The sequence below is a fragment of the Bacillus timonensis genome, assembly GCF_004799755.1.
In the GTDB taxonomy this organism is placed as follows: Bacteria; Bacillota; Bacilli; order Bacillales; family Bacillaceae_L; genus Ferdinandcohnia; species Ferdinandcohnia timonensis_A.
The window spans coordinates 37,639-58,217 of record NZ_SLUB01000027.1; the positions used below are offsets into that span (position 1 = coordinate 37,639).

General features: G+C 37.0%; 17 protein-coding genes and 2 pseudogenes. All 19 read right to left on the reverse strand.

What is annotated here, in order from left to right; translation table 11 throughout:
- Positions 1 to 75: 75 nt before the first annotated feature.
- Positions 76 to 1,023, reverse strand: coding sequence for a tRNA (adenosine(37)-N6)-dimethylallyltransferase MiaA (miaA, locus tag E1I69_RS14650; RefSeq protein ID WP_136380322.1), 948 nt, complete (start codon positions 1,021 to 1,023; stop codon positions 76 to 78).
- Between the two features lie 192 nt (positions 1,024 to 1,215).
- Positions 1,216 to 3,111 (reverse strand): DNA mismatch repair endonuclease MutL, encoded by a 1,896-nt coding sequence (gene mutL / locus E1I69_RS14655; protein WP_136380323.1) that lies wholly within the window; start codon positions 3,109 to 3,111, stop codon positions 1,216 to 1,218.
- Positions 3,112 to 3,139: 28 nt separating this feature from the next.
- Positions 3,140 to 5,737, reverse strand: a complete 2,598-nt coding sequence (gene mutS / locus E1I69_RS14660) for a DNA mismatch repair protein MutS (protein ID WP_136380324.1) — start codon at positions 5,735 to 5,737, stop codon at positions 3,140 to 3,142.
- Between the two features lie 121 nt (positions 5,738 to 5,858).
- The gene (locus E1I69_RS14665) at positions 5,859 to 6,401 is read right to left on the reverse strand and encodes an outer spore coat protein CotE (protein WP_136380325.1); all 543 of its coding nucleotides are present in this window, start codon (positions 6,399 to 6,401) and stop codon (positions 5,859 to 5,861) included.
- A gap of 336 nt (positions 6,402 to 6,737) precedes the next feature.
- Positions 6,738 to 7,169 (reverse strand): RicAFT regulatory complex protein RicA family protein, encoded by a 432-nt coding sequence (locus E1I69_RS14670; protein WP_136380326.1) that lies wholly within the window; start codon positions 7,167 to 7,169, stop codon positions 6,738 to 6,740.
- A gap of 1 nt (position 7,170) precedes the next feature.
- A complete protein-coding gene (gene miaB, locus E1I69_RS14675; protein WP_136380327.1) occupies positions 7,171 to 8,700 on the reverse strand; it encodes a tRNA (N6-isopentenyl adenosine(37)-C2)-methylthiotransferase MiaB in 1,530 nt (509 codons plus the stop codon).
- Positions 8,701 to 8,952: 252 nt separating this feature from the next.
- Entirely contained in the window at positions 8,953 to 9,819 is an 867-nt protein-coding gene (locus E1I69_RS14680) for a 2-oxoacid:ferredoxin oxidoreductase subunit beta (protein ID WP_136380328.1), read from the reverse strand.
- Positions 9,806 to 11,557, reverse strand: coding sequence for a 2-oxoacid:acceptor oxidoreductase subunit alpha (locus E1I69_RS14685; protein WP_136380329.1), 1,752 nt, complete (start codon positions 11,555 to 11,557; stop codon positions 9,806 to 9,808). The genes E1I69_RS14680 and E1I69_RS14685 overlap by 14 nt, the downstream gene beginning before the upstream one ends.
- Before the next feature lie 306 nt (positions 11,558 to 11,863).
- Positions 11,864 to 12,808 carry a dipeptidase gene (locus E1I69_RS14690; RefSeq protein ID WP_136380330.1) on the reverse strand — a complete coding sequence of 315 codons (945 nt, stop codon included), beginning with the start codon at positions 12,806 to 12,808 and terminating at the stop codon, positions 11,864 to 11,866.
- Positions 12,809 to 12,917: 109 nt separating this feature from the next.
- Positions 12,918 to 13,178, reverse strand: coding sequence for a stage V sporulation protein SpoVS (gene spoVS / locus E1I69_RS14695; RefSeq protein ID WP_003211281.1), 261 nt, complete (start codon positions 13,176 to 13,178; stop codon positions 12,918 to 12,920).
- A 317-nt stretch (positions 13,179 to 13,495) separates the two neighbouring features.
- Positions 13,496 to 14,290, reverse strand: a complete 795-nt coding sequence (locus E1I69_RS14700; RefSeq protein ID WP_136380331.1) for a TIGR00282 family metallophosphoesterase — start codon at positions 14,288 to 14,290, stop codon at positions 13,496 to 13,498.
- A 140-nt stretch (positions 14,291 to 14,430) separates the two neighbouring features.
- The gene (rny, locus tag E1I69_RS14705) at positions 14,431 to 15,993 is read right to left on the reverse strand and encodes a ribonuclease Y (RefSeq protein ID WP_136380332.1); all 1,563 of its coding nucleotides are present in this window, start codon (positions 15,991 to 15,993) and stop codon (positions 14,431 to 14,433) included.
- Between the two features lie 540 nt (positions 15,994 to 16,533).
- Positions 16,534 to 16,968: pseudogene (locus E1I69_RS14710) on the reverse strand (recombinase RecA); the annotation flags it as partial.
- 429 nt (positions 16,969 to 17,397) lie between these two features.
- Positions 17,398 to 17,811 (reverse strand): annotated as a pseudogene (locus tag E1I69_RS14715) (recombinase RecA); the annotation flags it as partial.
- Positions 17,812 to 18,195: 384 nt separating this feature from the next.
- Positions 18,196 to 18,402 carry a hypothetical protein gene (locus E1I69_RS14720; RefSeq protein ID WP_431731886.1) on the reverse strand — a complete coding sequence of 69 codons (207 nt, stop codon included), beginning with the start codon at positions 18,400 to 18,402 and terminating at the stop codon, positions 18,196 to 18,198.
- Positions 18,403 to 18,675: 273 nt separating this feature from the next.
- Positions 18,676 to 18,858 (reverse strand): hypothetical protein, encoded by a 183-nt coding sequence (locus tag E1I69_RS14725; RefSeq protein WP_136380333.1) that lies wholly within the window; start codon positions 18,856 to 18,858, stop codon positions 18,676 to 18,678.
- A gap of 57 nt (positions 18,859 to 18,915) precedes the next feature.
- Positions 18,916 to 19,854, reverse strand: coding sequence for a VOC family protein (locus E1I69_RS14730; RefSeq protein ID WP_136380334.1), 939 nt, complete (start codon positions 19,852 to 19,854; stop codon positions 18,916 to 18,918).
- 86 nt (positions 19,855 to 19,940) lie between these two features.
- Positions 19,941 to 20,396: a GNAT family N-acetyltransferase gene (locus E1I69_RS14735; protein ID WP_136380335.1), complete on the reverse strand. Its 456-nt coding sequence runs from the start codon at positions 20,394 to 20,396 to the stop codon at positions 19,941 to 19,943.
- Position 20,397: 1 nt separating this feature from the next.
- On the reverse strand, positions 20,398 to 20,579 hold a 182-nt coding region (locus tag E1I69_RS24810; RefSeq protein ID WP_207308555.1), incomplete at its 5' end, for a hypothetical protein.

Here is a 20,579-nt window from a genome sequence, read left to right on the forward strand (position 1 = left end):
ATCTTCCCGCAATATGCTGGAGCTGTCATTGCCCTTTTTTGGACAAAACGAATAATCATATTATAATCTATTCTCCTAAATTCCCAGCTTTCCTGCTATATATTTATAAATTTCATTAAATTTTTCTTCAAACCCATTTTTCCCTGTCATATCAAACCATTTTACATCCATTTTATTTCGAAACCAAGTTAATTGACGTTTCGCATATCTCCGGGTATTTTGCTTTAACTCATTGATCGCCTCTTCTAGGGATAATGAGCCATCTAAATATCGATAAAGTTCTTTATAGCCAATTGCCTGAATCGATTGGCAATCGCGTAAACCTTGAGAATGAAAAGTTGAGACCTCTTCAAGCAGCCCTGATTCTATCATCAGATCAACTCTATCGTTTATTCGGTCATATAATTTGTCTCGGTCCATTGTTAATCCAACTAGGGCAACGTCATATATTAGCTCTTGCTTCTGTTCTTTCATATATTCCGTCATTGTTTTTCCTGTTAATTTATAAATTTCCAAAGCACGAATAACTCTTCTGACATTATTAGGATGAATTCGCCCAGCACTTTCTAGATCAATCTCTTTTAGTTCCTGATAAAGTGAATCTACACCATGATCATTAGCTTGCTGTTCGAGCGTTTTTCGGTACTCGGGATTTGATGCATCATCTGTAAACTGATAATCATAAATAACAGATTGAATATAAAGCCCAGTCCCACCAACTATCATCGGTAATTTACCACGACTATGTATGTCTGTAATTAATTTTCTAACAGCGACTTGAAACTCTGCAACCGAAAAATTTTCATGGGGTTCCTTTATATCAATAAGATGATGTGGAATCCCCTCCATTTCATCAATTGAAATTTTCGCCGTGCCGATATCCATTCCTTTATAAATTTGCATGGAATCTCCACTAATGATTTCGGCATTTAGCTTCTTCGCAAGTTCTATACTTAATTTTGTCTTACCAACAGCGGTTGGACCAATTAGAACGACAAGTTTATCTTTTTTCGATTCTTCCAATCAATCACTACCTTTACTTCAATTCATACTATTATCGTAACATAGATAATTAGACGAATACTAAATTATTATAACCAAATGTACAAAGAAAATAACATTTTTTTCTAATCTTACCATAACTTTATACAACTTTTGACTTATATGGTAAAAACTCGCCAATTCAGCGAGTTTTCAACCCTTATCATTGTATCGTTACATCACACGTTTGAACATTTTCTCCATTTCATAGGTCGAATGGTGTATAATGATTGGTCGACCGTGTGGGCATGTAAATGGATCACTTGTTTTACGAAGAGTTTCAAGTAAAGCAAATATTTCGTCGTTCCGTAAATGATGATTTGCCTTAATCGATGCTTTACAACTCATCATAATCGCTGCTGCTTCTCTCAATTTCTTAATCTCTATTTTCTTATCATTCAGCACTTGCTCAATTATTTCTTCGATAACCTCTTTTTCTTCCCCTTTCGGAAACCATTGTGGGTGTGACCGAACGATGTAGCTGTTATGTCCAAAGGGTTCGAGGAATATCCCGACTTTTTCCAAGTCCTGCATGTGTGCATTTATATTTATACATTCATCTGTCGAGTACTCCAGAGTAATAGGAATAAGTAATTCCTGGAGATCCGAAATATTTTCGCCTACTTTTTCTCTGAAATATTCATATTTGATTCGCTCTTGGGCAGCATGCTGGTCAATGATGTATAATCCCTTTTCATTTTGAGCCAGGATATAGGTTCCATGCATTTGTCCAATTGGGTACATGACCGGAACACGTTCATCAATATTCATGTTCACTACAGAATTTTTGATTTCTGTTTCTTCCATTTTTTTCGATCCAACAACAATTCCATCTTCATTCTCAGCAATCACTACATTTTCCATTTCATCAGATTTCTTCACATATGAAGGTTGGCTTATATGTGTTTGAGTTTCTGATATCATTTCTTCTTTCAAGGGAACCGCATCGAACGTCTCCGTATATGTAGGGAGATATCGTTTTTGCTCCTGAGGTTCCGTTTTTATAGAATGTTGAAACACAAATTCTTGTTGCTCTGATTTCTGTCCTTCTTTTTTCTTCGGATATGCTGCATCTGGGATTAGTTGTTTATGTTTAAAAACTTCTTTGATTCCTTCATCAATTAATTGATTTAGTTCAGATTCTTTACTAATTCGAACTTCTAGTTTTGCTGGATGAACATTGACATCTACTAATAATGGGTCCATCTTAATATCAAGCAATATAATTGGAAATCTTCCAATGGGTAAAAGAGTATGATAGCCTTGTTGAATAGCTTTAACAAGTGCATAGTTTCTAATATATCTACCGTTTATAATAGTTGAAATATAGTTTCTTGAAGCTCTTGTTACCTCTGGCATAGATACGAAGCCTTCGACTGTAAAGTCTAAGGATTCTAATTGAATAGGCACCATTTGTTTTGCAATTCCTAAACCATAAATGGCTGCGAGTACTTGCCTAACATCGCCATTTCCACTTGTATATAAAAGTCGTTTCCCATTGTGAAGTAAACGAAACGAAATCTCTGGATGAGATAGCGCGATTCGATTTACGGCATCGGTAATATTCCCCAACTCGGTATGAATCGTTTTTACATATTTTAAGCGAGCTGGAGTATTAAAAAAGAGATTTGAAACCGTAATATCCGTTCCTTTTCGACTATTCGTTGCCTTTTTCCAGACAAACTGCCCGCCCTTAATTAAAATATGAGTACCCGAATTGTCGCCAGTGCTTGTCTTCATTTCCAGTTCGGAAACGGAGGCAATACTAGGGAGCGCCTCGCCTCTAAAGCCTAGCGTACGGATTCGAAATAAATCATTTTCATCCTTAATTTTACTTGTCGCATGTCGATGAAAGGCATTTACGCAATCCTCGCTATCCATCCCGTCTCCATTATCAATAATTCGAATTTTGGAAAGACCTGCTTCTTCTATTTCAATTTCGATTATTGTGCTATTTGCGTCAATGGCATTCTCGACTAATTCCTTCACAACAGAGGCTGGGCGCTCGACTACTTCCCCTGCTGCTATTTTATTTGAAAGAAGGTCATCTAATTGGATGATTTTCCCCATGCCATCACCTCATTGTCTTAGCTTATTTTTATGCTTTAAGTTGCTTTTGAATTTCATATAAACGATTGATAGCTTCTAGTGGTGTAAGACCTATGATGTCCATCTCTTTAATGGATTTTAATAGATCCTTTTCTTTTGAAGTTATTGGCTTTTCTTCTTTTTGATAGCTAGCCTTTGATTCCTCAAAAAATGAAAGTTGCAGATTATTAGAAAGATCCATTGAATCTTCCCTTGTTACTGCGATTTGCTTTTCACCTTGTTCAAGCTGGTTCAAAATTTCTTTTGCACGTTCAATCAAGTTGTCTGGAAGCTCAGCAAGCTTAGCGACATGAATCCCATAGCTTTTATCTGCAGCCCCTTCTTTAATCTTATGAAGGAAAACAACATTATCATTTTCCTCAACGGCACTTACATGAACATTGACTAAATTTTTAAGTGCTGCTTCCAAATCTGTCAACTCATGATAATGTGTGGAAAATAACGTATGAGCTCCAATATTTTCATGAATATACTCAATAATTGCTTGAGCTAATGCCATTCCATCATAAGTGGATGTCCCGCGTCCAATTTCATCAAATAATAATAAGCTCCTGGATGTTGCATTCACAATCGCATTTTTGGCCTCGAGCATTTCCACCATAAATGTACTTTGCCCTGAAATCAAATCATCCGCAGCTCCAATTCTTGTGAACACTTGATCGTAGATCGGAAGTACAGCTTCACTTGCCGGAACAAAACAGCCGATTTGAGCCAATATTGAAGTAAGGGCAATTTGTCTCATGTACGTACTCTTACCAGACATATTTGGCCCTGTGATAAGTAGTAATGAATGCCCTTGCTCCATTACACAGTCATTTGGAACATATTCCTGTGCTTGCATCACTTTTTCGACAACAGGATGACGGCCATCTTTAATAATGAGCTTATCCTCTGAAAAATGTGGCATACAATAGTGGCGTTCCTCACTAATTGTTGCAAAGCATTGAAGGACATCCAGTTCACTAATCACCTTAGCTAACGACTGAAGTCTTGGAATATATTCTTTTACTTGTTCACGAATAGTAAGGAAAATATCATATTCCAACTGAACAATCTTTTCCTCTGCTTCAAGAATTAATGTTTCTTTTTCTTTAAGCTCAGGGGTAATAAAACGTTCCGCATTTGTTAATGTTTGTTTTCTTTCGTACATTCCTTCCGGCAAAAACTGTAAGTTTGCCTTAGTTACTTCAATATAATAGCCAAATACACGGTTATATCCAATTTTTAAGGACTTAATTCCAGTCTTTTCTCGTTCCTGTTTTTCTAAGGCTGCAATCCATGTTTTTCCATTACGACTTGCATCACGATATTGGTCAAGAGTGTCATTGAAACCATCCTTGATAATATCTCCTTCCTTAATCGTCATTGGAGGTGATTCTTTAATAGACCTCTGTAACAGATCAGTGAGTGATTCACACAGATCCATTTGATTTCCTAAATTGTTTGCATATGGATGCTCTAGCTTGGTCACAAGATTATAAATTCCAGGTACTTGCTCGAGCGATTTTTTCAACTGTAACAGGTCCCTTGCGTTGACATTCCCATAAGCTACTCGTCCAGCAAGACGTTCTAAGTCATAGACTTCCTTTAATAAATCCCTTAGTTCTAACCTCTCAAAATATTGATTAATAAAGGTTTGAACCATATTTAGACGTGCTTCAATTTCGTTTTTATTTAATAATGGTCGGTCAATCCACTGCTTTAACAGACGTCCACCCATCGCTGTAACTGTTTGATCTAAAAGCCATAATAAAGAACCTTTCTTTCCTTTACTTCGAATCGTCTCAGTCAATTCCAGGTTACGCTTAGAATAAAGGTCGATTTTCATAAATTGATTTGTATAATAGACCTGAACCTGCTGCAAATGATCAAGAGATCGTTTTTGTGTTTTTATTAAATAATTTAATAATCTTCCAAACGCGAGGACTAACTTTTCATCATCAAGGTGATTTGTTAGCTGTTTTACATGATCTGCTATTTCGCAATTATCTTCATGTGAAATTGTAACCTGACAGCGATCGATCATCGCTTTTTTAAACATTTCCTCTAAATCAGATGGAACCACTACCTCTTTAACACCATTTGCATAAATTTCTCCAATAACATCTTCAAAATTTGAAGACAATAAGGATACCCTATTTTCACCAGTTGATAAGTCGGTTAATGCAAATCCAAAATGACCATCTAAAAAACGGGTAATAGAAGCTAAAAAGTTATTCTCTTTATCTAAAAGGTTCTTTCCTTCCATCACGGTACCAGGTGTTACTAATTGAATAACCTCACGTCTGACGACACCTTTTGCTTGTTTCGGATCTTCTGTTTGCTCACAAATTGCCACTTTATATCCTTGATTCACTAATTGTTCAATATATCCAGCAGCTGAGTGATAGGGAACCCCACACATCGGGATTTTTTCATCTGCTCCACCATCTCTAGCCGTTAAGGTTATTTCTAAAATCTGGGATGCGTTTATTGCATCCTCAAAAAACATTTCATAAAAATCTCCAAGTCGAAAAAATAAAAAGGCATCTTGATAATCTGCCTTTATCGCTAAGTATTGCTTTATCATCGGCGTATATTCTGCCATTTATTAATCCCCCAACTACAATAGTTCTGTTCATATTATAACATAGTTTAAAAATGGGATGGGGGAGACTTGTCTTCAATTTAATGAAAAAAAACTAGGAAGTCGTGCCTCCTAGTTTCAATTATTCTTCTAAATCCCCTACTAAGAAGTCAGGATTTAAATCCTCGAATTCTTCGTCGTCTACATCCCAATCTTTTATGTCGTCATAACAACCATCTGGATTTACGTGGACGCATACCTTTGTTTCACCAATTACTTCTGCAAGAAGCTCTCTTTCTACCTCAACAAGAATTTTGTTCCCATTAGGTGAAATTGTGCATTCTAAGCAATTTGGCTGTTGCAACACATCAACAATCACGTCAAAGTCATCACCTAAGAAATTCTCATCTCTATACTTGAGTTTGATGTAATCTTTGTATGAAAGTGTTTCCGTAACAACCTCTGTTTTTGTATTGTTACCAAAAGAATACCATGTATTGACATCGAATCTGCCGCTTACTTCTACCGTATTCCCTTTTTTCTCCGCTACATACTGATGGTTAATGATCCAGCATCCTAAAATGTTGGATGGGTGGTGTGGTGGTGAAATTGTATAAGTAGACTGCGAAAACTTACGTCCCTTTCCTACAACAGCTTTTGTGATAATCTCTCTGTATTCAGACATTCGAACATACCCTCCTCAATCAATCTTCAATTCATCCTATGCGGGACATTTGACTAGTGTGATAAAGACTGATTTCTTTTTCAAAACTTTTTGCAGTACCTCGAAATCTTACTTGTAAGTACCTGAAAAAAAGTTAATTAACCATTCAAAATAAGTACTAAAAAAACGCAATGTCCTTCTCTTTATACATCAACCTTACGATTACTGTATAGTTCATTGTATGCGCGTTCGCCCATTTATGTACCTTTTTTTAAAAGCAGTACAAGCAAAAATATAATCTTGCCGATGACCATGCAAAAAAATAAGGCAAAAGCTTAACGCTTTTGCCTCTAACCTTTAGTGGCAGCCACAGCCACTTTTGTTATTCAGTTTTGAACCAGTTTCACCTGCTAATAAGTCTCCACCAGTAGACGTAATGATTTCATTTGTTACATTGTTAGAAATCGTATGAGCTACAAGCTGTAGAAGATCATTCACTTCAAGTTGTGAGTTTTTGAATTCTTCTACAACTGGAATGCTGTCAAGTTCTGCTTGCAGATTATCAATTTTTGCTTCAACTTGCTTTAATGCTTCAGACTTACCATAGTGCTGGAAATTCACTGCTTGTTTTTGTAAGCTTTTAATTGTATCTATAATCTCTTGAACCTTTTTGTTCTCATTGATTTGCGCTTCTGCACGTTTAAAAAAATCAACTTCTTCTGTTTCTGCAATCATTTTTGCAAGCTCAGTTGCACGCTCAACGATTTGCTCTTTTGTGTATTGTGCCATCTTAGTTCACCTCTACCGCTTCTTCGATCATTTCCCCATCTAATGACCAAGTTTTTGCTTGTGTAATTTTCACTTTTACAATTTTACCAATTGCTGATTTTGGACCTTTGAAGTTGACCAGCTTATTCTTACTTGTGTATCCAGCTAAAACATCTGGATTGTTTTTACTCTCACCTTCCACAAGAACTTCAACAATTTGATCTTGATATGCAAGATTTTTCTTTGCTGAAATTTCATTTACAAGTGCATTAAGACGCTGAAGTCTTTCCTTCTTCACTTCCATTGAAATGTTATCTTCCATTTTTGCTGCTGGTGTTCCCTCACGTGGTGAATAAATGAAGGTATAAGCAGAATCAAATTCTACTTCTCTGTATAAAGAAAGAGTTTCTTCAAATTGTTCATCCGTTTCATTAGGGAAACCAACTATGATATCCGTCGTAAAGGAAGCATTCGGAATTTGTTCCTTCATTTTACGAACTAACTCTAAATATGATTCTCTCGTATATTTACGAGACATTAGTTTTAATACTTGAGAGCTTCCGGATTGTACTGGTAGGTGGATGTGCTCCATCAGGTTTCCACCTTTAGCAAGTACTTCAATTAAATGATCATCAAAATCACGTGGATGACTTGTTGTGAAACGAATCCGCGGGATATCAATCTTGCGCAGCTCGTCCATTAAGTCACCTAAACCATATTTGATATCTGTGAAATCCTTACCATAAGCATTTACGTTTTGACCAAGTAAGGTAATTTCTTTATATCCTTGTCTTGCTAAATGTCTAACCTCTTCAATAATATCCTCTGGGCGACGGCTCCGTTCCTTACCGCGTGTATAAGGCACGATACAGTAAGTACAGAATTTGTCACAACCATACATAATGTTGACCCAACCCTTGATATTTCCTTTACGCACTTTTGGAAGGTTTTCAATAATGTCACCTTCCTTAGACCATACTTCAACGACCATCTCTTTACTAAACATAGCTTCTTTAACAATATGAGGAAGGCGGTGAATATTATGAGTACCAAAAATCATATCAATAAATTGATGTTTTTCAAGAATTTTATTAACCACTGATTCTTCTTGGGACATACATCCACAAACACCGATTAAAAGATTTGGATTTTCAAGTTTTAATGGTTTAAGGTGTCCGATTTCACCAAATACTTTATTTTCTGCGTTTTCGCGAATCGCACAAGTATTAAGTAAAATAATGTCTGCGTCTTCGGTATTTTCAGTTGGCTCATAGCCCATTTCCATAAAAATACCGGCCATTACTTCCGTATCATGCTCATTCATTTGGCAGCCATACGTACGAATTAAAAAGCGTTTTCCTTTTCCTGCATTTTTCATATCCTCAGGGATTGAAAACTCTTTTAAGTAATTAACTTGTTCTTTACCACGTTTTTTCGCATCTTTTAATGAAGGTGGTTGATAAACAGATTGAAAATACTTACTGTAATCCTTTTCGGATTTTTTGTCCGCAGGTTTTACTTGAGTACTTTCAAGACGTTGGTTTTCGTTCATGTGGTATCTCCTTCCTTTTTACAAAAACGATCTGATGTAAAGTTTTTAAATTCTTTAACACTACAAACCTACACATTTAACTAGTATAAGGTTTAACAAGTTTTAATACAATAAAACCATAGAAAATGTAGAAATTTGTACATTTTTAACAGCCAAGACATACATGCCTATTTTATCATTCAAAAAACAGGGAGTAAAGGTTAAAACAAAAACCCTACTAAGACAAGAATCCTTAGTAGGGTTATCGTTATATTACATAAATTCTGCAACAAGCTTATTGAATTTTTCTTCATTCAGATTCAAATCTGCATGCACAAGTGGAGTTTCATTATATCCATGTACAAGTTCTTGATAGGAAGGCTTTTCTGTATTCTGATAGATAAGCCCTGTTACGAGACTATTATGCTTCATTAAAGTCTGCATAGCCATAGAACGATCAGATGGATCATATCCTTCTACATCCGCTAGTTTTGTTAGGTTTTCTTTAAACCAATCATATGTGTTCACTTTGTTATAAGTAACACATGGGCTAAATACGTTAATTAATGAGAACCCTTTATGCTTAATGCCAGCCTCAATTAGTGCTGTCAAATCTTTAAGGTCCGTCGAGAAGCTTTGCGCAACAAAAGTTGCCCCTGCAGTTAAAGCCATTTCCATAACAGAAAGTGCAGACTCAATTGAGCCTTGTGGCGTACTTTTTGTTTTAAAGCCCATTTCACTTCTTGGTGACGTTTGGCCTTTAGTTAAACCATAAATTTGATTATCCATAACAATGTATGTGATATCGATATTACGACGAATCGCATGAATTGTGTGACTCATTCCAATTGCATAACCATCTCCATCTCCACCTGAAGCAATAACGGTTAAATCACGGTTAGCCATTTTTACCCCTTGAGCAATTGGTAGAGAACGTCCATGAATACCGTGCAATCCATAGGCATTGATATATCCTGAAATACGTCCTGAACACCCAATCCCCGAGATAACTGCTAACTGTTCAGGCTCAAGTCCAACATTTGCAGCCGCACGCTGAATTGCTGCTTGTACGGAGAAGTCGCCACATCCTGGACACCAGTTAGGTTTTACATTATTACGAAAGTCTTTAAATGTTGCCATATTCGAACAACTCCTTACATTTTGTGTGAACTTCATGAGGTAGGAACGGATTACCATCATACTTTAAGAAATTAGTAATCTTGTCCGCATGTCCTACATTCATCTTCATAATGTTTGCGAGCTGACCTGTAGCGTTATTCTCAACCACTAATACTTTTTTAGCTGATTGAACTAAAGGTAAAATGTCGTCAGTTGGGAATGGATGAATTAATCGAACCTGTGCATGGTTTACTTTAATACCATCATTCTCAAGGCGTGTCATTGCTTCTTCAATCGCACCGCGAGTTGAGTTAAAACCTACAACTAAAAGATCCGCCTCTTCATGTTTCACATTTTTATAAACAGGAGTCTTAAATTGAATGTTTTTAATTTTTCTAAGGCGCTTTTCCATTTGATCCTTACGGTTGCTTGCAACCTCGGATGGTTTACCTTGTTCATTATGTTCAACACCCGTTACATGGTGGATTCCATTTTTTACACCTGGTACTACACGTGGTGATACTCCACTTTCTGTCACTTCATATCGCTTAAAATATTCCTTATTCTCTAATTCTGGTAATTCATCATCAAGAAGTAGATTTCCACGTCTGATTTCAATCTGTGAATAATCAAGTGGTTCAACAGTTTGCTTACCAAGCGAAAGTTGTAAGTCTGTTAGAAAGATAACCGGACATTGATATTCCTCAGCTAGGTTAAATGCTTCGATGATGTCATAAAACGCTTCCTGTACAGTACTAGGAGCCATTACGATCTTAGGAATTTCTCCGTGCGTACCGTAAATCATTGCCATTAAATCAGATTGTTCTTGTTTTGTTGGCAAACCCGTACTAGGACCACCACGTTGTGTATCAATAATAACAAGTGGTGTTTCAGTAATACCTGATAATCCGATTGATTCCATCATTAATGATAAACCTGGTCCAGCAGAAGCAGTAAATGCACGAACTCCGGCATAGTTAGAGCCAATTGCCATTGTACAAGCAGCAATTTCGTCCTCAGTTTGGATCACTGTTCCGCCAAATTCAGGCAGTTTACTAATTAAGTATTCCATGATTTCAGAAGCTGGGGTAATTGGGTATGCAGGCATAAATCTTGCCCCACCCGCTAGAGCACCCAAAGCAATTGCGTCATTACCAATCATGAACATGCGTTGCTTTCCGTCAGCTTTTTCTAACTTCATCTTTACGTCTTCGCTGAGCTGATTCTCTAGGAATTCAGCACCTGCTTTGATTGCTTCCATATTCTTTTCCACAACCTGCTGACCTTTTCGACCAAAGATTTCTTCTACCACATTTAAATATACATTTAAATCGAGGTCCAATAATGAACTAGTTGCACCAATGGCAACCATGTTTTTCATAAGGGACGTTCCAAGTTCAGTTGCGATTTGAGTAAATGGAACAGAATACAAATGAACATTGGTGTTTTCAGGAATGGTTGGTCCGAATTTTGCATCTGCCAACACAACTCCCCCGTCTCGTAATTCGTGAAAATTAAAATCAATTGTTTCCTGGTCAAAGGCTACTAAAATATCAAGATCGTCTGAAATTGAACGAACTTGAGTTGTACTTACGCGAATTTTGTTATTCGTATGACCACCTTTAATACGTGATGAAAAGTGGCGATAACCGTATAAATAGTAGCCTAAACGATTTAAAGCAATGGAAAAGATTTCCCCTGTACTCTCGATTCCTTCCCCTTGTTGTCCGCCAACTTTCCACGAAAGTTGATTGATCATGACTTACACCCCTTTGGAATACGTTCTATATAAGACTTTTTTTAGGTTTAAGTGTATAGCACTTTCCAACTCTGATGTAGTTGATTTTTTATGTGAATTCTAGTTTATCGAAACAGGGTCTTTTCCAACTACAAAATTGGGAGTAAATCACCAAAAATGAATTGAAAAAAACTGTCTAATATTATACTGTTGGATATGTACTAAACGCTTTCATTCTAGACCTATCAACGAAAAAAAGCAACCCTTAGTAAGCAAATTATGAAGAAAAATGTATATTTTGTTATTTTTCAATTAATTTCATTTTATTCAGTTTGAACATGGGTTAATTTCACACGGTAAATGCTCTATAAAATTATGATATAAGAATTTTTCCACCTGGGTCTCTGTGTAATGTTTTAACAAGTTATTTACAAGAACATCGTACCCTATGAAAGATTCAAGTCCAAAGGTTGTTTCTGTTATACCATCAAAATCAGATCCAAATCCTACATGGTTTTCTCCGCCTAATGAACAAATATAGTCAAGATGCTTTACTACATCATCTATAGATGCATGGCCCTGATTGCTTAAAAATTGCGGGACAAACGTGATTCCAATCATGCCGTTCTTTTGTATAAGTGCGCGTATTTGATCATCCTGAAGATTGCGTCGGTGATTACAAACTGCGATTGCATTTGAATGAGAGGCAATTGGATAATCCGCTACTTCCATGACATCCCAAAATCCTTTGATTGATAAATGAGATACATCTGTCCAAATTAATGCCTTATTGTGCTCCTGCACAACCTCTTTCCCAAAGCTCGATAGCCCCCCTCCACGAGGTTCTCCAATGCCATCCGCAACAAAGTTAGCGTAATTCCACGTTAACCCAACAGATGACACGCCAAGCCTTATTAGCGTTTGAAGTTTTACAATACTTTGATCAATGGCGTCACATCCTTCTAACGTTAAGAAAGCGCCTATCTCATTCTCTTTCAAGGCCAATATGTCCTCTTTTGTTCGTACCGCTTTTAATAACGGGGAAGGGGCAATAACTCTCTTATAAAAAATTTCTACCATTTCTAACGCTGTTTCAAACCGACTTTCCGGCCTTACTTCTTCAGGAATGTAGATGGCAAAGCATTGCACCTTGCTGCCTGTTGCTTTTAATTGGTTATATGTAATATGTAATTTCGGCGAATCAGCAAAATCAATGGTAGGATCCATCCACATTTTATATAAAACATCAGAATGCGCATCAAATATTTTCAAATTAATCAACTCCCTTTTCTTTCTATTTTACACAAAAATACCTGTTTGTCTTTTAGGACAAACAGGCAACTATCCATCACTTGACCACTTTATAAAAATGGACATACGATTATCTTGGTTCAACGATTAATTTTATAGCCGTTCTTTCTTCACCATCAATTAGAATATCTGTAAATGCCGGAATACAAATTAGGTCCACTCCACTCGGTGCTACAAATCCTCTAGCTATCGCTACTGCTTTCACTGCCTGATTTAATGCACCTGCACCAATCGCCTGGATTTCTGCAGCTCCTCTTTCACGCAATACACCTGCAAGAGCTCCAGCTACAGAGTTAGGATTAGATTTTGCTGAAACTTTTAATATTTCCATTTCTACTTTCCTCCTTGTTCTTTACAATGTTTCCCTGAGTGATCGGTAGAACCATACAAACCAATACTGACTGATAATTTTTACGATCTATTACTTTTTTCACTGAGTCTAACATGATCGCAAGACTTACCAGAGGCTATCTTTATTCAATCAGGGATTACCAAGCCCTGTTGAACAATGAATAATGATCCCATAACTACTATATTCACTAGAAACTACCAGTATTCCTGCTTGTTTCTAAGTTTTTTCTAAAAATTCAAAAACTTGTTCAACACAAAAAAACCAAGATTTCAAAATGAATATCTTGGTTAAATAATTCAGTCAAAAAATGGATGATCGTCATTAATGAGAATTCGTTGAATCCCTTTTGCCTTTCCACTCTTTTGGTCTACGTCTACGAGAACTCCATTTAATTGGGTTCTTCCTTGAACGACTTCAAAGCGTGTAGGTAAAGCCGTTTTAAATTTATGAATAACAGCCTCTTTATCCATACCTAAAATACCATCGTATGGCCCTGTCATACCAACATCAGTGATAAATGCAGTGCCTTTTGGTAAAACACGATTGTCCGCTGTTTGCACATGTGTATGTGTTCCAACCACAGCAGTTACACGTCCATCAAGATACCAGCCCATTGCAATTTTCTCACTAGTAGCTTCTGCATGAAAGTCAACAAAAATGATGGAAGTTCGCTTTTTGGCTTGTTCAATTAATTCATCGCATATGTTAAAAGGATCGTCAATGGCCGGGAGAAATGTCCGCCCTTGCAAATTAATAATAGCAACTTCTTGTCCGTTCACTTTACTATACATAATTCCTTGACCAGGAGTGCCTTCAGGGAAATTGGCTGGACGAATCATATGTTTAGCTGTATCAATAAACTCGAAAATGTCTTTGTTGTCCCATGTATGATTACCCAGAGTGATAGCTTGGGCACCACTTTCCAGAAATTGGTTGTATATTTTTTTGGTAATTCCTCGTCCGGATGCTGCATTTTCACCATTCACGATGGTAAGTGTTGGATGGAATTTTGCTTTTAGTTTCGGGAGATATTCACGAATCATATCTCTTCCTGGTGAGCCAACAACATCACCAATAAATAAAATCTTCATGTAAAAGCCCCTTTCATATCAAGTGAAGCACAAAAAGCGAAAAATCTCAATGTCAAAGGCTATTTTTTTAGAGTATTTGCCAGTTTTACATTTTCTAAAAAAATTTTGAGCAAAAAAATAAAGTGGTCAAAAAGACCACTTTATTTTGCGTATTCAACCGCTCTTGTTTCACGAATAACGGTTACCTTGATATGTCCCGGATAATCCAACTCTTCTTCGATTCGTTTACGGATATCGCGGGCTAAGCGATGAGCATTTAAGTCATCGATGGCATCAGGTTTTACGATAATTCGAACTTCACGTCCAGCTTGTATAGCAAAGGATTTTTCAACACCATCATAGGATTCTGAAATCTCCTCTAGCTTTTCAAGGCGACGTATATAGTTTTCAAGTGTCTCACTTCTTGCACCAGGTCTTGCGGCAGATAAAGCATCAGCTGCTGCAACTAAGACAGCAATGATAGATGTTGGTTCCGTATCACCATGGTGGGAAGCAATACTATTGATTACAATTGGATGCTCTTTATACTTCGTGGCTAGTTCTACACCGATTTCAACGTGGCTACCTTCCACTTCATGGTCAATAGCTTTACCGATATCATGTAATAGCCCCGCACGACGAGCAAGTGTTTCGTCTTCACCTAACTCAGCAGCCATTAAGCCTGCTAAGAATGATACTTCCATTGAGTGCTTTAAGACGTTTTGGCCATAGCTTGTACGATACTTCAAGCGACCTAAAATCTTAATTAAATCAGGATGGAGTCCATGAACACCAACCTCAAAGGTTGTTTGTTCACCCACTTCACGAATATATTCATCAACCTCACGTCTTGATTTATCAACCATCTCTTCAATTCGTGCTGGATGAATACGTCCGTCTTGGACAAGTTTTTCAAGTGCGATTCTCGCTGTTTCACGGCGAATTGGGTCAAAGCCAGATAAAATAACAGCCTCAGGTGTATCATCAATAATGAGGTCAATACCCGTTAATGTTTCTAGTGTACGGATGTTTCGTCCCTCTCTACCAATAATACGTCCTTTCATCTCATCATTAGGCAAGTTAACTACAGACACTGTAGTTTCTGCAACATGATCAGCGGCACATCTTTGAATAGCTAGCGAAAGTATTTCTTTAGCCTTTTTATCAGATTCTTCCTTTGCACGATTTTCTGCCTCTTTCACCATCATCGCAATATCATGGGAAAGTTCATTTTCAATACGTTCAAGGATGATTTGCTTTGCTTCTTCACGTGTTAAGCTAGAAATGCGCTCAAGTTCAACTTGTTGCTTGTGTACCATCTCTTCCACTTTGCTTTCCATCTCTTCAATATGCTGTTGTCTTTGAGCGAGAGAATCCTCTTTCTTTTCTAACATGGATTCACGTTTATCTAAGGTTTCATCCTTGCGATCAAGGTTCTCTTCTTTTTGCAATAAACGATTTTCTTGTTTTTGTAGTTCGTTTCTTCGATCACGGATTTCTTTTTCTGCCTCTGTGCGAAGTTTGTGAATTTCATCCTTTGCCTCTAACAGTGCTTCCTTCTTTACTGAATCAGCTTCTCTATTGGCATCTTCAATAATTTGTTCGGCAACACTTTTTGCTCCTGCAATTTTTGTTTCGGCAATAGATTTACGAACATAAAAGCCAACAATCGCACCGACGATAAGGCCAAACAAAGCGGAGATGATTATAGAAATGGGATCCATCTTCTTCACCTCCTCTTGCTATGAACTTTTTCTTGCTAGATCAAAATGTCGGCATGTACATTAATCAAACGCACCTTGCGTATTTGCACCCAGTTTTTCGAGCTAACTCAAAAAATTGCTGATAAAAATTGCATATATACGCCGGAGCATTTAACTTTATTAAGCTTGAATTATACGGTGCTGAATAAAGTTAGATAACATACAGCGCAAAGCCTTTTTAAGCTAATCAGAGTCTTAGGTTACGATCCGAAAGCAGCTTGAACTACTCCGGGTCTGAATAGCAAAAGCTCAAACCGAGTTTTGCTTCTAACGTTTTAATTCTAACAAAATGTAAAATATACATTTTAATTGTAAATGTGTGAATTTTTATTGTCAAGAGCTGTCAAAAATAGTGGTGCAGGAAAATGGAAATTTTGTGTAGCAGAATTGTCCATATTCGCCTGATATGAAGCTAAGGCGGGGGGTTCTTTTGGGTTCGAAATTTGAGTGAGATGATGGAGAAATTGAAGAAGAGACACAAATGCTGTGTCTCCATCTTCATTAGTCTTGTAAATCGAATTCTTCTTGCTCTTCATCTGCAGGTGCTGCTTTAACACCGTCAAGACCATAATGATTTCTAATTTGTTGCAGAATTTCATCACGTACATCAGGGTTTTCTTTTAAGAATTGTTTTGCATTTTCACGCCCTTGACCAACGCGCTCTTCGTTATAAGAATACCAAGAACCGCTCTTTTGGACGATATCAAGTTCCGAACCGATATCAATGATTTCGCCCTCAATTGAAATTCCTTCTCCGTACATAATGTCTACTTCAGCTGTTTTAAATGGTGGTGCTACTTTATTCTTAACAACCTTCACTTTTGTTCTATTACCAACAAGTTCATTGCCTTGTTTTAATTGTTCTGCACGACGAACCTCTAGTCTTACAGAAGAATAGAATTTAAGCGCACGTCCGCCTGGAGTTGTTTCTGGGTTCAGAGTGTTATCGTAAGGCTTTTTATCCTCACTTCTACAAGTTTCCTTTGTAGCTCAGCATATCTTTTCACCCACACATTAGTGCTCGGGTGGAGCGGCCTCGTGGATCCATTATAGTCTATGTTATAACACAGGATCAGGATCTATGCGTTGCCCCTGACTATCCTTTTACAGATAGCCTTCGGTTCGGGTTGCCATGACATTGTTAAAATGCTTTTAGGTTTCCCCGCTTAATTCCGCTCTAATATTCCAATAAATTACTCTATTGGACGGCAAACTGCTTAATTTTTTTTATAACTTGATCATAATTTTTATTTAAATCCAGTTCCCAAATATATAGTACTGTATAACTTAACTCTAATTTTGACCAAGCTATTCCCATAACTTCACCTACACAATAGGTTTTTGTGGAAATTAAGCAGCAATTTTACCAAACATTACCCCAATTTTTTCACGGACCTGGTTAATGAAAATTGCAATTGTATTTGATTTATTGATTGCACCTGAAAGCTTACGTAATGCTTGTGACATTAAGCGGGCTTGTAGACCCATATGGGAATCTCCCATTTCACCTTCAATTTCTGCTTTTGGAACAAGTGCTGCAACAGAGTCAACTACTAAAATATCGACTGCGCCACTTCGCACTAATGCTTCAGCAATTTCTAATGCTTGTTCACCAGTGTCAGGCTGAGATAATAATAGTTCATCAATGTTTACACCTAATTTTTGTGCATATGCTGGATCAAGCGCATGTTCCGCGTCAATAAACGCTGCTTGTCCACCAGTCTTTTGTACTTCAGCAATTGCATGAAGTGCTACAGTTGTTTTACCAGATGATTCGGGCAGGATTGTTATACACAAGGCTTTTTATCCTTGCTTCTGGAGGTCACCCTCATCACCATTTGTCTCTGGTAACAAATGGTTACAGTTAGTCATTTCTAACTCAGCTCAGCGTACATATTCTCCCTCAGCATTATCTGTTAGGGAAGGGACACTCTTGGGCATTATCGGTATGATAATGTTAAGATGAAATTGAACATCCTAAGGTATTATATTCTTTCAAGACATGTTATCTATGTCTTGTAAGGTTCAACCCCTACGCGTTACGGTGTTATGAGTTCTTTACTTCTCATAATTACCTCGGAATTGTCTCGTTAAGGTGAGATGTCTTCCGATTTTGCCCCTTTCCTCTTATCAGTTTCCCAATAAGCGGGCAATAGTTGCTTTTTATGCAACTAGTTCACCATAAATTTCAATAATTCTTCCTCTTGGATATCCTCCAACACCTAATGCTACGTCTACTGCAAGTGAACCACTAGATATAGTGGAAATTCGACGATCTGTTTGTTCTCCGAGCTTCATGATTGAGCCCTTACCAAACTGTTTCTCTATCTGCTTCAGTGCCATTTCTAAGGCCGCTTGACGATCACTCACTATTTTTCCTCCTTTATTCGTGAAACTACTATTACTATACAATGTTTTGTTCGATTTGCCAAGCAAAAAGTCGAACATTTATTCGCTTATTTTCATTAATAGTTTTTTCCCATAAATCCAATTATTAATAGTTGAAAATTGTATTTTCAAAGTTATAAAGACCATCAAATTTTAAATTTAGTCTTTCAAATAAAATTATAATAACCATAAAAAAACGTAAGCATATGCAACTTACGCCCATTATCTATTTATTTCATCCAATCGGTAAAAGGACTATTTTTTATCTTCTTCCTTCGGTTTTATCGGTCCACAGATCCCAGTGTTGACATCGCAGACAAATCCTGAGGAACTGTCAATGTCCAAGCTTTTTAATTTTTTTCCACCATTAAGTTCTTTCAACGCTCCATAGCCATCTGTTGAAGCTGTTGTTGATTTAGTTTGCTTGTTATCTGCCATCGATTTCCCTCCTCGTTGTTTCATTATGATCATTTTATATGATATTCCCCTTGATTTCTAATAATTGAACTTCGACCGTATTGGCATTATCCCTAGTCTCTGTATTTCGGCAAGATCAAACTTTTTCATTTTTAGAACGGTCTTATTAACACGTTCAATTTGTTCTGGAGTGCCATTTTTCATCATCTCATCCATTTCTCGTGGCACAATTTGCCAAGACACTCCATACATATCTTTCAGCCATCCACATTGTTCCGCTTCAGGAACAGCAGACAACTTATCCCAATACAAATCAGTCTCTTCTTGTGTGTCGCAATATACCATAAATGAAATGGTCTCGTTAAAATTGAATTCATGATCTTCGGCACTATCCATTGCTACAAACCAATGATTTTCTAGTCTAAAATCAGAAAACATAATTGTCCCTTCTTTGTTGGGTTCCATACCCTTAGGGTAACGGACCAAATTGCCCTGCTTTGAATTCTTAAATACAGATAAATAAAAATTTAGGGCTTCCTCTGTTTTACCGCATTTATCTCCAGTGAACATGAATGACGGTATAATCGTTGGCCGCTCTTCACCTTCTGGATTTGTAAGGATTAACTGCCATGACAAGCCATACTTATCTTGAATCCAACCGTATCTCTCACTAAATGGATATTTATCAAGTGGCATAAGTACTGTGCCACCTTCGGCTAATTTGTTCCAAACCTCATTCAGTTTGTCACTCGCATTTTTTTCTCTTGAAGGGTCAAAATTCACGAAGAAAGATAGGGATGGATTAAATTTAAAATATGGACCTGCACTAATTGCCATAAACTTTTGTCCCCACAATTCAAATGAGACTAAGTCGGCATCGCCGGATGGGGTATCGTGGAGTGTGGTTACATTCGTAATGCTCGAGTTCGGAAAAACGGAAGTATAAAACTCTGCTGCTTCTTTCGCCTCCTTGTCATACCATAAATGCGGAACGATGTTTTGATTCGTTTTTGTCATCTTTTTGCACCCCTTATGTATTTATTAATTATTTTACCCATATCACTTTTGTTTTGATTGTATTTTGAAAAAAACTAAAACCATTATCACCTATGCCCCTCTATTCGTGCTTGTTTATATCCATAAAATACACAAGTACCATTCATAGTAGGGTCTTTAACCTCGAATCCACATTTTTGATAGAAACTAAAATTAGTAGCTGAAGTGTGAGCAAACCAATCACCATGTGGAAGCTTTTGAACACAAAGGTCTACCAGTTTCGTACCAATTCCCCTTCCACGATAATCCGATAAAACAACTAAATCCATAATTGAAGCTGCCATTATCTTGTCTGAGATGACACGAATCATACCAATCATTAGTTCCTGATTCCAGACTGTAAATGCCCATGTTGAGTTTTGAAATATCAGCGAAAATTTTTCTTTTTGCCAATTTGGAGTATTTTTCACCCATCCGGCGTCTTTAAATAGAGCTTCGACATTGTCTGCAGGAACACCTTCTGTACCTTCCCTAATTATGAAACCATTAAAATATTGATACACCTCAACCACCCCTTTTTTTAAAATCTAAGATCAAACACACTCTAGTATAAATACTCAATAGTTCAACAAAATTGAGTAATTTCCTTCTAATTCCATAAAAACTATCATGATCTTTCGCTCTCAACCCAGGCATGAAAATAGATTCTTTTCCCCATAATGTAGATCTGTCTCTTATACACATCT

Coding starts and splice junctions, on each gene's coding strand:
- rny (WP_136380332.1), bottom strand. CDS start 15,993: ATGGATCCCATTTCTATAATCATCTCCGCTTTGTTTGGCCTTATCGTC.
- mutS (WP_136380324.1), bottom strand. CDS start 5,737: ATGGCAGAATATACGCCGATGATAAAGCAATACTTAGCGATAAAGGCA.
- E1I69_RS14680 (WP_136380328.1), bottom strand. CDS start 9,819: ATGGCAACATTTAAAGACTTTCGTAATAATGTAAAACCTAACTGGTGT.
- spoVS (WP_003211281.1), bottom strand. CDS start 13,178: ATGGAAATATTAAAAGTTTCAGCAAAATCTAATCCTAACTCTGTAGCT.
- E1I69_RS14725 (WP_136380333.1), bottom strand. CDS start 18,858: ATGGCAGATAACAAGCAAACTAAATCAACAACAGCTTCAACAGATGGC.
- mutL (WP_136380323.1), bottom strand. CDS start 3,111: ATGGGGAAAATCATCCAATTAGATGACCTTCTTTCAAATAAAATAGCA.
- E1I69_RS14670 (WP_136380326.1), bottom strand. CDS start 7,169: ATGGCACAATACACAAAAGAGCAAATCGTTGAGCGTGCAACTGAGCTT.
- E1I69_RS14685 (WP_136380329.1), bottom strand. CDS start 11,557: ATGATCAATCAACTTTCGTGGAAAGTTGGCGGACAACAAGGGGAAGGA.
- E1I69_RS14665 (WP_136380325.1), bottom strand. CDS start 6,401: ATGTCTGAATACAGAGAGATTATCACAAAAGCTGTTGTAGGAAAGGGA.
- E1I69_RS14730 (WP_136380334.1), bottom strand. CDS start 19,854: ATGACAAAAACGAATCAAAACATCGTTCCGCATTTATGGTATGACAAG.
- E1I69_RS14700 (WP_136380331.1), bottom strand. CDS start 14,290: ATGAAGATTTTATTTATTGGTGATGTTGTTGGCTCACCAGGAAGAGAT.
- miaB (WP_136380327.1), bottom strand. CDS start 8,700: ATGAACGAAAACCAACGTCTTGAAAGTACTCAAGTAAAACCTGCGGAC.